10 protein-coding genes are annotated in these 15,205 nt (G+C 70.4%); 7 read left to right on the top strand and 3 right to left on the bottom strand.

The window, feature by feature from the left end:
- Positions 1-96: 96 nt before the first annotated feature.
- Positions 97-1,026, bottom strand: a complete 930-nt coding sequence (locus K343_RS0101355) for a diguanylate cyclase domain-containing protein (RefSeq protein ID WP_028006545.1) — start codon at positions 1,024-1,026, stop codon at positions 97-99.
- A complete protein-coding gene (locus K343_RS23085) occupies positions 1,023-6,149 on the bottom strand; it encodes a PAS domain S-box protein (protein ID WP_154662413.1) in 5,127 nt (1,708 codons plus the stop codon). Before K343_RS23085 ends, K343_RS0101355 begins: the two co-directional genes overlap by 4 nt.
- A 377-nt stretch (positions 6,150-6,526) precedes the next feature.
- On the opposite strand from K343_RS23085, the gene K343_RS0101345 reads away from it, so the two are divergent.
- Positions 6,527-7,030 (top strand): hypothetical protein, encoded by a 504-nt coding sequence (locus K343_RS0101345; protein WP_028006544.1) that lies wholly within the window; start codon positions 6,527-6,529, stop codon positions 7,028-7,030.
- Between the two features lie 35 nt (positions 7,031-7,065).
- On the opposite strand, the gene K343_RS0101340 is transcribed toward K343_RS0101345, so the two are convergent.
- Positions 7,066-7,713, bottom strand: a complete 648-nt coding sequence (locus tag K343_RS0101340; RefSeq protein WP_028006543.1) for a TetR/AcrR family transcriptional regulator — start codon at positions 7,711-7,713, stop codon at positions 7,066-7,068.
- 189 nt (positions 7,714-7,902) lie between these two features.
- Here K343_RS0101340 and K343_RS0101335 point away from each other — a divergent pair, with 189 nt between their 5' ends.
- The 6 genes from K343_RS0101335 (at position 7,903) to K343_RS0101310 (ending at position 15,203) form a co-directional block, all read left to right on the top strand.
- Positions 7,903-9,066 carry an isovaleryl-CoA dehydrogenase gene (locus K343_RS0101335; protein ID WP_028006542.1) on the top strand — a complete coding sequence of 388 codons (1,164 nt, stop codon included), beginning with the start codon at positions 7,903-7,905 and terminating at the stop codon, positions 9,064-9,066.
- Between the two features lie 100 nt (positions 9,067-9,166).
- Positions 9,167-10,774: a carboxyl transferase domain-containing protein gene (locus tag K343_RS0101330; protein WP_028006541.1), complete on the top strand. Its 1,608-nt coding sequence runs from the start codon at positions 9,167-9,169 to the stop codon at positions 10,772-10,774.
- A 4-nt stretch (positions 10,775-10,778) separates the two neighbouring features.
- Positions 10,779-11,558 carry an enoyl-CoA hydratase/isomerase family protein gene (locus K343_RS0101325; RefSeq protein ID WP_028006540.1) on the top strand — a complete coding sequence of 260 codons (780 nt, stop codon included), beginning with the start codon at positions 10,779-10,781 and terminating at the stop codon, positions 11,556-11,558.
- Positions 11,559-13,550: an acetyl/propionyl/methylcrotonyl-CoA carboxylase subunit alpha gene (locus tag K343_RS0101320; RefSeq protein WP_028006539.1), complete on the top strand. Its 1,992-nt coding sequence runs from the start codon at positions 11,559-11,561 to the stop codon at positions 13,548-13,550.
- 19 nt (positions 13,551-13,569) lie between these two features.
- Positions 13,570-14,493 (top strand): hydroxymethylglutaryl-CoA lyase, encoded by a 924-nt coding sequence (locus K343_RS0101315; RefSeq protein ID WP_028006538.1) that lies wholly within the window; start codon positions 13,570-13,572, stop codon positions 14,491-14,493.
- Positions 14,490-15,203 (top strand): CoA transferase subunit A, encoded by a 714-nt coding sequence (locus K343_RS0101310; RefSeq protein ID WP_028006537.1) that lies wholly within the window; start codon positions 14,490-14,492, stop codon positions 15,201-15,203. The genes K343_RS0101315 and K343_RS0101310 overlap by 4 nt, the downstream gene beginning before the upstream one ends.
- Positions 15,204-15,205 lie beyond the last annotated feature (2 nt).

Raw genomic sequence — 15,205 nt, 5'->3', positions numbered from 1 at the left:
GACCGACGGCAGCGCCGCCCTCATCCGCTCGCGCAGCGGGCAGGCCTGACCCGCCGCTCGCCCCCGATGCCGCGCCGGCGCAGGCGTCCGCAAACGCTAGACGCGAACCGCCCCGGCCCGTCCACCGCCGAGCTTGCGCGCGCGCTTGCGCGCGTACAGCGCGGCGTCGGCCGCCTCGACCAGCAGATCCGGCATCTCGCCGGCGGCCGGAATCCGGCATGCGCTGCCGGCGCTGACGCTCACCGGCAAAGACACGCCGTCGCAGCGCACCGCTTGCGCCGTCGACGCGACGCGCGCTTCCAGCTCCGTCGCCAGGGCCTGCGCCCCGTCGCCGGCGGTGTCCGGCAGCAGGATCAGGAATTCGTCGCCACCGAAGCGGCCGACGAAATCGCCCGGCCGCTGCGCCAGCTGCGCGGCGACGCGCGCGACCCGCCGCAGGACGGCGTCGCCGACGCCGTGGCCGTAGCGGTCGTTGTAGGACTTGAAGTCGTCGACGTCGAACAGCAGCAGCGACAACGGCGCCTGCGTGCGCTGGGCGCGCTGCCACTCGCGCTGCAGTGCCGCCTCGAAACCGCGGCGGTTGCCGACGCCGGTCAGGCCGTCCATCAGCGCCAGCTGTTCGAGCAGGCGGGTGCGCCGCCGCAGCTGCACCTGCGTGCGCAGCCGCGCACGCACGATCGGCAGCGAGAACGGCTTGGTGATGTAGTCGACCGCACCGAGTTCAAGCCCCCTGGCCTCGGCGGACTCGGAGCCTTCGGCCGTCACGAACAGGACCGGAATGTCCTGGGTCTGCGCGCGCGCCTTGAGGCGCCGGCAGACCTCGTAGCCGTCCATGCCGGGCATCATGATGTCGAGCAGGATCGCATCCGGCAGCGTCTCGTCGTCGATCAGCGCCAGCGCGCTGGCGCCGCTGGTCGCGACCATGATGTCGTAATCGTCGGCCAGCGCCTCGCTGAGCAGGCGCAGGTTGGCTGGGGTGTCGTCGACGATCAGGATCAGCGGCCGCTCGGCGATTGCGACGCTCACGGCAGTTCCTCCATCAGGGCTTCGAGCCCGAGCCGGGCACGCTCGTAGTCGAAGGCTTCGAGCGCATGCGCCAGCGTCTCCGCCGCGGGCCGCAGCGACGTGCCCTCGCAGGCATCGAGTACCGCCCCGATCCGCACTGCCGGCACCGCGCGATGCCGGCGCACGCGCTCGCCGATCTCCGCCAGCAGGGTGCGCAGCGCTGCCGTCGATGGCGCCGGCGAGGTCGCGGCAGCGCGCGTCGGCAGCGCCCGATCGATGGCGGCGCAGACATCGCGCATGCGCGCCGCAAAAGCATCGAGCTCGGCTGCGGCCAGCCGGCCCGCGCGCGACTCCAGATCCGCGGCGGCGTCGGCGAGGCCCTGCGCCCCGACCGCTGCCGCGCTGCCGCGCAGGCTGTGCAGCTGGCGCGCCAGGGCCTGATGGTCCCGGCACCGGAACGCATCGTGCAGCGCGGCGACCAGCGTATCGCCGTCGGCCGCGAAGCGACGCAGCAAGTGTTCGTACAAGGCCCGATCGCCACCCATCCGGGCCAGTGCGGCGGCGCGCTCGAGTCCGTCCGGCCCCCTCTCTGCGTCCGTGTCTCCCGCTGCCGCGACGGAACCGGCGTACGGCACGACCAGACGTTCGGGAATCCAGCGCTGCAGGATTTCGGCCAGCGCGACCAGCTCGATCGGCTTGGCCAGATAATCGTCCATGCCGGCGGCGCGAGCCGCTTCGCGATCCTCGGCGAGCGCCGCGGCCGTCATCGCCACGATCGGCAAGTGCACGCCCGATTCGCGAGCGCGAATCCGCCGGCAGGCCTCGAGCCCGTCCATCTGCGGCATCTGCAGATCCATCAGCACCAGGTCGTAGGCCTGCGCGGCAGTCCGTTCGACGGCCTGCGTGCCGTCGCCGACGATGTCGATCGCAAAGCCGAGACGACGCAGCAGTTCCCCGGCAACCTGCTGGTTGATGGCGTTGTCCTCGACCAGCAGGATGCGCGCGCCGGCGCGGCCGGCCAGCCGCTGCCGCCAGGCCTGCGACGTCGCCGGCGGCTGCACGCCGCGGGCCGCGCCCGCCCGGCCTTCCAGACCGGCCAGGGCGTTGAACAGCCGCGACGGCGTCACCGGCTTGCTCAGTCTCGCCAGCGCGCCGTCGAACGCGGCTGCGCCGGGACGACCGGCCTCGGCATCGGAGGCCATCAGCAGCAGGCGCAGCGGCGGCAGCACGCCGCCGTCGATCGTGCGTTGCAGCTTCGCGGCCAGTTCGCTGCCGTCGATTTCCGGCAGGCGCCCGTCGATCAGCGCGAGGTCGAACGGTCGTCCGGCGCCGGCGGCGGCGTCGAGCGCACACCACGCTTCGCCGGCGGACTCGACGGCGACCGCATCGATCCCCCAGGCGGAGAGCAGTTCGACGAGGATCTTGCGCGGCGTCGGATGGTCATCGACGATCAGCGCCCGTCGTCCGCTGAAGCTCGCCTCGGCCGGCAAACCGGCACTGGCGTCCGGCAGGGGCACGATGAAGCTGAAGCGGCTGCCGCGTCCGGGCTCGCTGCGGACCTCGAAGCGCCCGTGCATCATTTCGACCAGTCCCTTGCAGATCGCCAGCCCCAGTCCGCTGCCGCCATAGCGGCGCGTCGTCGAGCTGTCGCCCTGCGAGAACGCTTCGAACAGCTGGGCCTGCTGCTCGATGCTCATGCCGATGCCGGTGTCCTCGACCGAGAAGCGCAGTTCGTGCTGCGGACCGCTCGGCTCGGACCGCTCGACGGACACGCGGATCTCGCCGCGCTCGGTGAACTTCAGCGCATTGCCGACGAGATTGTTGAGGATCTGCGCCAGGCGCAAAGCGTCGCCGCGCAGCTTGCGCGGAACGCCCTCGCCGATCCGCACCGACAGCTCGAGCCCTTTGGCTTCCGCCGACAGCGAGAACAGATCCAGCACGCCTTCGAGCAGATGGTCGAGCGCAAAGGCCGCGTCTTCGAGCGCCAGGCGGCCGGCCTCGATCTTCGAGTAGTCGAGAATGTCGTTGAGGACGTTCAGCAGCGCCGTCGAGGCGCCGCGGATCTTGCGCAGATAGTCCTGCTGGCGCGCGTCGAGCGTGGTCTCGTCGAGCAATTGCAGCAGGCCCAGCACGGCATTGAGCGGCGTGCGGATCTCGTGGCTCATCGTCGCCATGAAGCGGCTCTTGGCCTCGGTCGCCGCCTCGGCCTGCCGGCTGCGCTCGATCAGCGCGCTGTTGGCGTGTTCCAGCGCGAGCTGGGTCTTCTTGAGCTCCGTGACGTCGGTGACCAGCACGTAGAAGCCGCGCACCCGGTCGGCGTCGACGTCGGGGATGTAATGTGCCCAGGTGTGGCCGACCGAGCCGTCGCTGCGCACCAGCGTGCGTTCGAAGCGCTGCGCCTCGCCGGCCAGCGCCGCGCGCACGTACGGCTCGTTGGCGCGGAACAGCTCTTCGCCGAGCAGGTCCTGGATGCGCACCCCGATCAGCTCTCCGGGTTTGCGTCCGAACCACTGCCGGTACGCGGCGTTCGCGAAGCGGCAGCGCAGGTCCGCGTCCCAGTAGCCGATCATGCCCGGCAGCGCGTCGGTGATCGTGCGCAGGAACTTCTCGCGCTCCAGCAGAGCCTGCGCCGCCTGCTTGCGTTCGGTGATGTCGTGCACCTGGGCGATGAAGTAGCGCGGCATGCCGTCCGGACCATCGACCTTCGAGGCCGCCAGCACGACCCAGATCACCGCGCCGTCCTTGCGGAAATAGCGTTTCTCGAGGTGGTAGTTCTGGCGCTTGCCGCGGACCAGCTCGTCGAGCAAGGCCAGATCGGCGCCGAGATCGTCCGGGTGCGTGATGTCGCCGAAGGTCAGCTTCTGCAGCTCCGCTTCGCTGTAGCCGAGCAGCTGGCACAGCGACGGATTGACCTGCATGAAATGGCCGTCGAGGCTGACCAGCGCCAGCCCGACCGCCGCCGCCTCGTAGGTCGAGCGAAAACGCGTCTCGCTGTCCTGCAGGCGATCGCGCGCCAGCTGCAACGCGACGTTGGCTTCGCTCAGCTCGCGCGTGCGCTGCCCGACCAGTTCCTCGAGACGCTGCTGGTGCACCGCCAGCTCGGCGGCGATGCGCTGCTTCTCGGTGATGTCGATGACGCTGACGAAGACCGTGCGCGGACCCGGTCCCGGCGGCGGGAAGGCCATCGCCAGCAGGACGTCGATCGGCCGCCCGTCGACGGTACTGACGCGCATTTCGGTCGAGAACAAGGCCTTGCCGGCCGCCATCGCGCCGACCTCGGCGATGAAGCCCTGCATCATGTCGGGCCCCGAGAACACCGCATCGAGCGATCGCAGCATGGTGGCCTTGTCGGGCGCGCCGAACATCTCGGGCGTGCGCTCGTTGACGTCGAGCACCTTGACGCCATGCAGCATCGCCAGCGCACGTTCCGGATGCGCATGCAGATGGGTGACGATGTCGGTCACGCCCTCTGCCTTCAGCGCCTCGATCTGCGCGGCGACCTCGGACCAGTCCTCCTCCCAGATCGACACCGGCGTGGCATCGTAGATCGTGCGGAAACGGCGCTCGCTGTCGCGCAGCGCATGCTCCGAGCGCTTCAGCGCGTCGACGTCGGTGCTCGATCCATACCACTTGACGATGTGCCCCTGCGCATCAAGCAGCGGCAGGGCCCGCGCCTTGAACCAGCGGTAGACGCCGTCGGCGCGGCGCAGCCGGAGCTCGATGTCGAGTGGCCCGCGCGCCGCAAGCGCGGCGCTCCAGGTTCGCTGCAGCATGGCGCGATCGTCCGGATGAACCTGCTCCAGCCAGCCATAACCGAGCCGGGGCTCGGGCGCGGCCCCCGTGTAGTCGAGCCATTGCCGGCTCACATAGTCGCAGGCACCGCTGGCGTCGCAGGTCCAGACCAGCAGCGGCATCGACTCGGCGAGGGTCCGCCATTCGCGGCTGCTGCGCTCGGCGGCCTCGCGCGAGCGCTCCTGCTCGCGGCGCAGCGAGGATTCCGCATCGAGGCGCTGCGCCTCGCTGCGGCGCAGGACACGCTCGGCATCCGCCTCGACGCGCAGCGCGGCGGCACGCAGTTCCGCATGCTCGCGCGTGACGTCGGTTCGCACCAGGCGCCAGCCCAGCGCGGCGAACCCCAGGAAGATCAGCATCGACGTGCCGGCGAGCAGCGGCACATGCTGGCGCCGCGCGGCGGCCAGTTCGGCGGCGGGGTTGTGCACCAGCAGCAGCAGCTTCGGTGCCTCGATCGTCGGCACCGCCTGGTTGGCGCCCGTGCCGAACGACGCAGTCGCCCAGGTCCAGAGGCCGTCGTCCCGCTGCAGCTGCCCGGAGGGTCGGGCCCGTATCGCCGCCCACAGTTCCGGATCCTGCTTCGCCAGCCCGTCGCCGGCCCCGAACATGAATTTCCAGGATTGTGCCGGGTCCGGATGCAGCAGCCACTGCCCCTCCTCGTTCAGGATCTGCGTTTCGCCCGGAACGTCGTGCAGTATCTGCCCGAGGCGCTCCAGCAGCTCGGCTGCAAGATAGTTCACCACGACGACGCCGCGACGCTGTCCGTTGCGGTCGAAGACGGCGCTGACGACGCGAATGGTCGGCTTGTACGGCAGTTCGACGCGGCTGTTCTCGACATTCAGGTCGAGCGGCGATTCGTAGATCGCGCCGCGCGGCAGCCGCATGCCCTCGGTGAAGTAGTAACGCGACGATTTGTCCTGCAGGCGCTCGGCGGGAACGAGCACGCTGGACGTGCCTTCCTTCTGGGCCCGGATGCGCTCGCGTCCGTCCTCGTCGATCCAGCGCACCTGGTCGTAACGCCCGCTCCAGCCGAGCAGTTCGACGAACAGCGGGCCGAGGCGCGCTTCGGCGCCGGGCACATCATCGAGCACGCCGGACGACGCCACGTACTCGCTCAACAGGTGAGCCGCTTCCACAGGTCCCTGCAGTCGGGCACGCGGCACAGGCGTGGTCGATTCGAGCTGCAGCATCACGCGCTGGCGCAGCAGTTGCTCGCGTGACCGCGCATCGGAGACGGCCAGCAAGGTCGCGACGAGCGCCAGCAGCAACGCCATCGGCAGCACCGTCAGCAGGAAGCGGCGGCGCGGGACGCGAGGCGGCGGGTTCGGATCGATCGTCATCGAGCGTGACACGCTAGCAAGGCTGCTCCGGCAGTCGCCGGCCGGCCGTCAGCCGGCATCCCGCGGCCGATGAAGCGGCGACGGGGCGAGCCGGATTCCGGCTCGCGGCATGCCGGTCGGGCGGCCCGCGCCCGGCGTCTGTCTGCGAGTCGTTCGATCCTGGGCATGCAGTCCTCGCGCGCGGCGGACGTCGACATCCGGCTTGGAGTTGCAGCATCCGCCGCCGGACAGGTCCCGGCATTGATGGGCGTCACCCGTTGCGAGGCGCTTTGGTGGCGATACCTTGACCACGGTCAAGGCGCGTCGGGCGCGCCATCGTCAAGACTGTCAACACAGCGCAAAGCTTGAGGCCGAGCCTGTTCCTCGCACCCCCCGGACGCGAATCGACGATGAACACCAAACTCCAAGCCCTGCCCGCCCCGAGGCTCGCGCCGCGAACCACCCGCCGCCCGCCGGCGCTGACGATCGCCGTGTCCATCGGCAATGCGCTGCCGCCCAGCGACGCCGATCTCGACCGCCGTTACATCCGCCTGCTGCTCGAGAACTTCTGCGCGGAAGCGGACGGATACCGCAGGTCCGGCCTGATGCGCGCCGCGATCGACCTCTACGACCAGCTGGTCGAACGGAGCGAAGCCAGTCTGGCGATCCCGCCGCCGCAGGCGATGGCGATCGATGGCCTGATCGATCTGCTCGAATGCACGCCGCCGACCGGTCGCCTGTACTACTCGCGGGGACTGGAACTGGCGCGCGCCCTGCGCAGCGAACTCGACCGGCAGGACACACTGGCCGGCCAGCGGGAACCGGCTGCCGTCGACGACGCCCGCAGTGCCCTGCGGCGCCGGACCATGGCCCGCGCGCAAAGTCTGCTCGCCCCGGCGAACGCCGCCGTCTGAACCCACTCTGCCACGGCGACGGACGGCCTCGGCACTCAGACGCGCGGCGGGGGCGCGCGGCGTGCCGCGACTGGCGGTGACGGGCCGGCTACCGCGCGATGGCAGAAATCGACGATCGCGGCGACCAGCTTGCGATCGTCGACGCGTCGCGTGGTCGGCGCGACCGGGCGTACCAGCGCCTCGGTGAAGGCGCCGACGATGCAGGCCGCGGCAACCTCGACCGACTGTTTGGGGAACTCGCCGCTCGCCACGCCCTCGGCCAGCACCGTCTTGAAGACGTCGCTGAATTCCTGCCGGCAGAGGATACGGGCCGCCTCCACTTCCGGATCGGCCGGCTCGGCGATGAACGCGTAGGCTAGGTGCGGCCCTTCGAGCGCGCGCTTGGCAAACGACTCGACCGCGGCGCACAGCCTGGCACTGGCCGTACCCGGACGCGCGATCAGCTCGCGCAGGATCGCGCATTCGCGGCGCACCGCATCGCTCAGCACCTCCACGAACAGATCCGCCTTCGACGGGAAGTAGCGATAGATCGCGCCGGTCGAAAGCCCGGCCGCCGCGGCGACGGCGGTGATCGAAGCCTCGCGGAATCCGCCGCGCGCGATCAGGCCGCGGGCAGCCAGGACGATGCGCTGCCGGTTGTCGGCGAGGCGCTCCTGCATCAGGGTCGAACGCTGGTAAGCCATAAGTCGGGACAGTGTTCAGGCGTCGATGGAGTGAATCTACTTTAAATTTGTGAAACTTGCTTCACTTTTTTTCGGGGCGCGCGTAGCATGCGCTGGCCCGCGGAGGAGAATCCACCGGGCGATCGACCGCCGCGATGCCGGCGCCCAATGACGACAGGACGGCCGGCAAGGCCGCGGAGCACGAACGCCATGCGCTTCAAGAGCCTCAATTTCGACCTCGGCCGGGACATCGACGAACTGCGCGACATGACCTGGCGCTTCGCGTCCAACGAGATCGCCCCGCTCGCCGAAGCGGCCGACCGCGACAACGCCTTCCCCAACGCGCTGTGGCCGAAGTTCGGCGAGCTCGGCCTGCTCGGCCTGACCGTCGAGGAGGAATACGGCGGCACGCAGCTCGGCTATCTGGCGCACGTGGTGGCGATGGAGGAAATCTCGCGCGCCTGCTCGGCGATCGGTCTTTCGTACGGGGCGCACTCGAATCTGTGCATCAACCAGCTGCGCAAGAACGGCAGCGAGGCGCAGAAGAAGAAGTATCTGTCCAAGCTGGTCAGCGGCGAGCACATCGGCGCGCTGGCGATGTCCGAACCGGGCGCCGGCTCCGACGTGGTCAGCATGAAGCTGCGCGCCGACAAGCAGGGCGACCGCTACGTGCTCAACGGCAACAAGATGTGGATCACCAACGGCCCCGATGCCGACACGCTGGTGGTCTATGCCAAGACCGACGTCAGCGCCGGGCCGCGCGGCATCACCGCCTTCATCATCGAGAAGGGCTTCAAGGGCTTCTCGACGGCGCAGAAGCTCGACAAGCTCGGCATGCGCGGCAGCAACACCTGCGAGCTGGTGTTCCAGGACTGCGAGGTGCCCGAGGAGAACGTGCTCGGCGCCGTCGGCCGCGGCGTCAACGTGCTGATGTCAGGCCTCGATTACGAACGCGTCGTGCTGTCCGGCGGTCCGCTCGGCATCATGGCGGCCTGCCTCGACGTGGTCGTGCCGTACGTGCACGAGCGCAAGCAGTTCGGGCAGAGCATCGGCGAGTTCCAGCTGATGCAGGCCAAGCTCGCCGACATGTACGTCGCGCTCAATGCCTGCCGCGCCTATGTGTACGCCGTCGCCCGCGCCTGCGATCGCGGCGAGACCACGCGCAAGGATGCGGCCGGCGCGATCCTCTACTGCGCCGAGAAGGCGACGTGGATGGCCGGCCAGGCGATCCAGACGCTCGGCGGCAACGGCTACATCAACGAGTTCCCGACCGGCCGGCTGTGGCGCGACGCCAAGCTCTACGAGATCGGCGCCGGCACCTCGGAAATCCGCCGCATGCTGATCGGCCGCGAACTGTTCAACGAGAGCAAGTGAACGACGCGCGCCGCCGCGACGCCCTGCCCGCGCGCCCGACGGCGCCGGACGGCGGCGCACGGCGCGTACCGCACCCCGCACTCACCTCCAGAGGAATCCCGTGAGCGTCATCGCCTCGAAGATCCGGACCGGCAGCGATGAGTTCGCCGCCAACGCCGCGCAGATGCGCGGCCTCGTCGATGAACTGCGCGCGAGCACCGCGCAGGCCGCGCTCGGCGGCTCGGAAGCCGCGCGCGCCAAGCACACGGCACGCGGCAAGCTGCTCGTGCGCGAGCGCATCGACGGCCTGCTCGATCCGGGCGCGCCGTTCCTGGAGCTGTCGCCGCTCGCCGCGCACGGCATGTACCAGGGCGAGGTGCCGTGCGGCGGCGTCGTCGCCGGCATCGGCAGCATCCAGGGCCGCGAATGCGTGATCGTCGCCAACGATGCCACCGTCAAGGGCGGCACCTACTACCCGATCACCGTCAAGAAGCATCTGCGCGCGCAGGAAGTGGCGCGCGAGAACCGCCTGCCCTGCGTCTACCTCGTCGACTCCGGCGGCGCCTTCCTGCCGATGCAGGACGACGTCTTTCCGGACAAGGAACACTTCGGCCGCATCTTTTACAACCAGGCCAATCTGTCGGCGCTCGGCATCCCGCAGATCGCCTGCGTGATGGGCTCCTGCACCGCCGGCGGCGCCTACGTGCCGGCGATGAGCGACGAGACGGTGATCGTGCGCAGCCAGGGCACGATCTTCCTCGGCGGACCGCCGCTGGTGAAGGCGGCGACCGGCGAGGTCGTCAGCGCCGAGGATCTCGGCGGCGCCGACGTGCATACGCGCGTCTCCGGCGTCGCCGATCACTTCGCCGAGAACGATCACCACGCGCTGGCGCTGGTGCGGCGCATCGTCTCGAACCTCAACCTGCGCAAGCAGCCGGGCGTCGACCTGCAGTCGCCGGAAGCGCCGCGCTATGATCCGGAAGAGATCTACGGCGTGATCCCGACCGACACGCGCAAGCCCTACGACGTGCGCGAGGTGATCGCGCGCCTGGTCGACGGCTCGCGGCTCGACGAGTTCAAGGCGCGCTACGGCGCGACGCTGGTCACCGGCTTCGCGCACATCCACGGCTACCCGGTCGGCATCGTCGCCAACAACGGCATCCTGTTCTCGGAGTCGGCGCAGAAGGGCGCCCACTTCATCGAACTGTGCGCGCAGCGCGGCATTCCGCTGCTGTTCCTGCAGAACATCTCGGGCTTCATGGTCGGCCGCAAGTACGAGAACGGCGGCATCGCCAAGGACGGCGCCAAGATGGTGACGGCGGTGGCGACTGCGCAGGTGCCGAAGTTCACCGTGCTGATCGGCGGCTCGTTCGGCGCCGGCAACTACGGCATGTGCGGCCGCGCCTATTCGCCGCGCTTGCTGTGGACCTGGCCGAACTCGCGCATCTCGGTGATGGGCGGCGAGCAGGCGGCGAGCGTGCTCGCCACCGTGCGCCGCGACGGCCTGGAGGCGCAGGGCAAGACCTGGAGCGCCGAGGACGAGGAGAAGTTCAAGGCGCCGACGCGCGCCCAGTTCGAGGCGCAGGGCAGCCCGTACTACGCGACCGCGCGGCTGTGGGACGACGGCATCGTCGATCCGGCGCAGACCCGGCGCATGCTGGCGCTGGGCCTGTCGGCGGCGCTCAACGCACCGATCGCGTCGACGCGCTTCGGCGTGTTCCGGATGTGATGCGATGAGCCGACTCGACATCGTCCGCGACGGCGCCGTCGCCACCGTCTGGCTGAACCGCCCGGACGTGCACAACGCCTTCGACGAACACCTCATCGCCGAACTGAGCGCCGCGCTGCGCGCGCTCGACGCCGACGATGCCGTGCGCGCCGTCGTGCTCGCCGGCCGCGGCAAGAGTTTCTGCGCCGGCGGCGACCTCGACTGGATGCGGCGCATGGCCGGCTACGGCCACGACGAGAACCGCCGCGACGCGGCCGGGCTCGCCGAGATGCTGCGCACGCTGGCGACGCTGGGCAAGCCGACCGTCGCGCGCGTGCACGGCGCGGCGCTGGCCGGCGGCACCGGCCTGGTCGCCGCCTGCGACATCGCCGTGGCGACGCCGAACGCCAGCTTCGGCACGACCGAGGTTCGCCTCGGCCTGATTCCGGCGACGATCAGCCCGTACCTGATCCGCGCGATCGGCGCACGCGCCGCGCAGCGCTACTTCCTCACCGCCGAGCGCTTCGGTGCCGCCGAGGCGCTGCGCCTGGGCCTGGTGCATGAAGTCGCCGACGCCGACGCGCTCGACGCGCGCATCGCGGCGCTGCTCGAATGTCTGCTCGCCGGCGGTCCGCAGGCGCTCGCCGCCGCCAAGCGCCTGATCGCCGAGGTCGTCGACCGCCCGATCGACGCCGCGCTGATCGCCCGTACCACCGAAGGCATCGCCGCGGCACGCGGCAGCGCCGAGGCGCGCGAAGGCATCGCCGCCTTCTTCGACAAGCGCCGTCCGGCCTGGGGAGGCTGAGTGTTCACCAAGATCCTGATCGCGAACCGTGGCGAGATCGCCTGCCGCGTCATCGCCACCTGCCAGCGGCTCGGCATCCGCACGGTCGCCGTCTATTCCGAAGCCGACGCCGGCGCGCGCCACGTGCGTCTCGCCGACGAGGCCTGGTGCATCGGTCCGGCCGCCTCGCGCGACAGCTATCTGCGCGGCGGCCACATCATCGAAGCGGCGCTGCGCAGCGGCGCGCAGGCCGTGCATCCCGGCTATGGCTTTCTGTCCGAGAACGAGGGCTTCGCCGAGGCCTGCGCCGCCGCCGGCCTGGTCTTCATCGGTCCGCCGGTCGCGGCGATACGCGCGATGGGCTCGAAGTCCGCCGCCAAGGCGCTGATGGAAAAAGCCGGCGTGCCGCTGGTACCGGGCTATCACGGCGCCGAGCAGGCGCCCGCCTTCCTGCGCGCGCAGGCCGACCGCATCGGCTATCCGGTGCTGATCAAGGCTTCGGCCGGCGGCGGCGGCAAGGGCATGCGCGTCGTCGAGCGCAGCGAGGATTTCGCCGCGGCGCTCGCCTCGTGCCAGCGCGAGGCGGCGGCTTCGTTCGGCGACGAGCGCGTGCTGATCGAGAAGTACCTGCAGCGCCCGCGCCACATCGAGATCCAGGTCTTCGGCGACACGCACGGCAACGTCATCCACCTGCACGAGCGCGACTGCTCGGCGCAGCGCCGTCACCAGAAAGTCGTCGAGGAAGCGCCGGCGCCGCACATGAGTCCCGAACGCCGCGCGGCGATGGGCCGCGCCGCCTGCGAGGCCGCCCGCGCGGTCGGCTACGTCGGCGCCGGCACCGTCGAATTCATCGCCGGCGAGAGCGGCGACGATTTCTACTTCATGGAAATGAACACGCGCCTGCAGGTCGAGCACCCGGTCACCGAGATGATCACCGGGCTCGATCTGGTCGAATGGCAGCTGCGCGTCGCCGCCGGCGAACCGCTGCCGCTCGCGCAGAACGCGATCCCGATGCATGGCCATGCGATCGAGGTGCGCGTCTACGCCGAGGAACCGGAGAAAGGTTTCCTGCCGTCGATCGGCCGGCTCGCGCATTACGCGCCGCCGCCGGCGTCGGCACACGTGCGCGTCGACACCGGCGTCGAACAGGGCGACGCGATCACGCCGCATTACGATCCGATGATCGCCAAGCTGATCGTCTGGGACAGCACGCGCGAGCGCGCGATCGAACGCATGCTGCTGGCCCTCGCCGAGTTCCGCATCGTCGGCGTCGGCCACAACCTGGCGTTCCTGTCGCGCCTCGTCGGCCACCCGGCATTCCGCGCCGGCGAGGTCGATACCGGCCTGATCGGCCGCGACGGCGAGCGCCTGCTGCAGGCCGCCGGCGAGCCGCCGCCCGAAGCATTCGAAACCGCCGCGCTGTGGCTCGCGCTCGATGCCGCCGGCCAGCAGCGCCGTCGTGCGGCCGCAGGCGCCGACCCGCATTCGCCGTGGGCGATCGCCGACGGCTGGCGCCTCAACGGCGCGCAGACGCGTCGGCTCGCGTTCCGCGCCGGCGAACACGAACGCACGCTGACGCTGCGCCACGCGGCCGGCGGCCTGTCGATCGACGGCGCCGCCGTGCAGGTCGACGCGCACGAGGGTTCGCGTCTCGACTACCGCGCCGGCGCGCGCAAGGTCAGCGCGGTGCTGGTGCCGCACGGCGAACAGCTGCACGTGTTCGCCGGCGGCCGGCACAGCGTGCTGACCTATCTGGACCCGCAGGCGCACGTCGGCGAGGATGCCGGGGCCGAGGGCGGACTGGTGGCGCCGATGCCGGGCAAGATCGTCGCGCTGCTCGCCGAGATCGGCGCCGAGGTCGACAAGGGCGCGCCGCTGCTGATGATGGAGGCGATGAAGATGGAGCACACGCTGTGCGCGCCGGCGCGCGGCAAGGTCCGCGCCTTTCATTGCCGCGCCGGCGAGCAGGTCGGCGACGGCGCCGAGCTGATCGATTTCGAGGTGAGCGCATGAAGCCCGCCGGGAGCCTGCGATGAGCGCCATCGGTGCCCTGCCCGCGCGCGTCAAGCTGGTCGAGGTCGGCGCCCGCGACGGTCTGCAGAACGAAGCGGTCGCGGTGCCGACCGCGACCAAGCTGGCGCTGATCGCGGCGCTCGCCGACGCCGGCCTGCGCCACATCGAGGCGACTGCGTTCGTCTCGCCGAAGTGGGTGCCGCAGATGGCCGATCACGACGCCGTGATGCGCGGCGTGCCGCGCCGGCCCGAGGTGCGCTATTCGGCGCTGACGCCCAATCTCAAGGGCTTCGAGGCGGCGCTCGCCGCCGGTGCGCAGGAAGTCGCGGTGTTCGGCGCCGCGTCCGAGGCGTTCTCGCAGAAGAACATCAACTGCTCGATCGCCGAAAGCCTGCGCCGCTTCGAGGACGTGATGCAGGCCGCCAGGACGGCCGGCGTGCCGGTGCGCGGCTACGTCTCCTGCGTGCTCGGCTGCCCCTATCAGGGCGCGGTCGAGCCGGCGGCGGTCGCCGAGGTCGCCGGCACGCTGTACGACATGGGCTGCCACGAGATTTCGCTCGGCGACACCATCGGCGTCGGCACGCCGCTGGCGACGCAGCGCATGCTGGGCGCGGTAATGCGCCGCGTGCCGGTCGAACGCCTTGCCGGCCACTTCCACGACACCTACGGGCAGGCACTCGCCAACGTGCTCGCCGCGCTGCAGAGCGGCGTCGCCGTGTTCGACAGCTCGGTCGCCGGTCTCGGCGGCTGCCCGTACGCGGCCGGTGCGTCGGGCAACGTCGCCAGCGAGGATCTGGTCTATCTGCTGCACGGTCTCGGCATCGAGACCGGCGTCGATCTCGACGCGCTGGCGCAGGCCGGCGACGACATCTGTGCGGCGCTGGGCCGGCCGACGCGTTCGCGCGTCGCCCAGGCACTGGCGGGAAAAAGGAGAAACGGATGAACAAGCTGTATCCGGATGCGAAGAGCGCGCTCGACGGTCTGCTGCGCGACGGCATGACGCTGGCGGTCGGCGGCTTCGGCCTCTGCGGCATTCCCGAGGCGCTGATCGACGCGCTGCGCGACAGCGGCTGCCGCGAGCTGACGGTGATCTCGAACAACGCCGGCATCGACGGCTTCGGCCTCGGCCGCCTGCTCGACACGCGGCAGATCCGCAAGATGATTTCCTCGTACGTCGGCGAGAACAAAGAATTCGAGCGCCAATTCCTCGCCGGCGAGCTCGAACTCGAGTTCACGCCGCAGGGCACGCTCGCCGAGAAGCTGCGCGCCGGCGGCGCCGGCATCCCGGCGTTCTACACCAAGACCGGCTACGGCACGATCGTCGCGGACGGCAAGGAAACGCGGCAGTTCCCGAACGCCAGCGGCGAGCCCGAGTGGTACGTGATGGAAAAAAGCCTGCGCGCCGACCTGTCGCTGGTGAAGGCCTGGAAGGCCGACAAGGCCGGCAACCTCGTCTACCGCAAGACCGCGCGCAACTTCAATCCGCTGTGCGCGACGGCGAGCAAGCTGTGCGTCGCCGAAGTCGAGGAGATCGTCGAGACCGGCGAACTGGACCCGGACCATATCCATACGCCGGGCATCTACGTGAAGCGCCTGGTGCTCAACGCGCACCCCGAGAAGCGCATCGAGAAGCGCACCGTGAGGGAGAACTAGAA

It is taken from the genome of Solimonas flava DSM 18980 (genome assembly GCF_000426685.1).
Taxonomy (GTDB): domain Bacteria; phylum Pseudomonadota; class Gammaproteobacteria; order Nevskiales; family Nevskiaceae; genus Solimonas; species Solimonas flava.
Note: the sequence above shows the minus strand (reverse complement) of the source record. Positions and strands in the feature narration are given on the sequence as shown.

Excerpts from the sequence above, each read along its gene's own strand:
- K343_RS0101340 (WP_028006543.1), bottom strand. The coding sequence starts at position 7,713 with ATGGCTTACCAGCGTTCGACCCTGATGCAGGAGCGCCTCGCCGACAAC.
- K343_RS0101325 (WP_028006540.1), top strand. The coding sequence starts at position 10,779 with ATGAGCCGACTCGACATCGTCCGCGACGGCGCCGTCGCCACCGTCTGG.
- K343_RS0101310 (WP_028006537.1), top strand. The coding sequence starts at position 14,490 with ATGAACAAGCTGTATCCGGATGCGAAGAGCGCGCTCGACGGTCTGCTG.
- K343_RS0101315 (WP_028006538.1), top strand. The coding sequence starts at position 13,570 with ATGAGCGCCATCGGTGCCCTGCCCGCGCGCGTCAAGCTGGTCGAGGTC.
- K343_RS0101335 (WP_028006542.1), top strand. The coding sequence starts at position 7,903 with ATGCGCTTCAAGAGCCTCAATTTCGACCTCGGCCGGGACATCGACGAA.
- K343_RS0101345 (WP_028006544.1), top strand. The coding sequence starts at position 6,527 with ATGAACACCAAACTCCAAGCCCTGCCCGCCCCGAGGCTCGCGCCGCGA.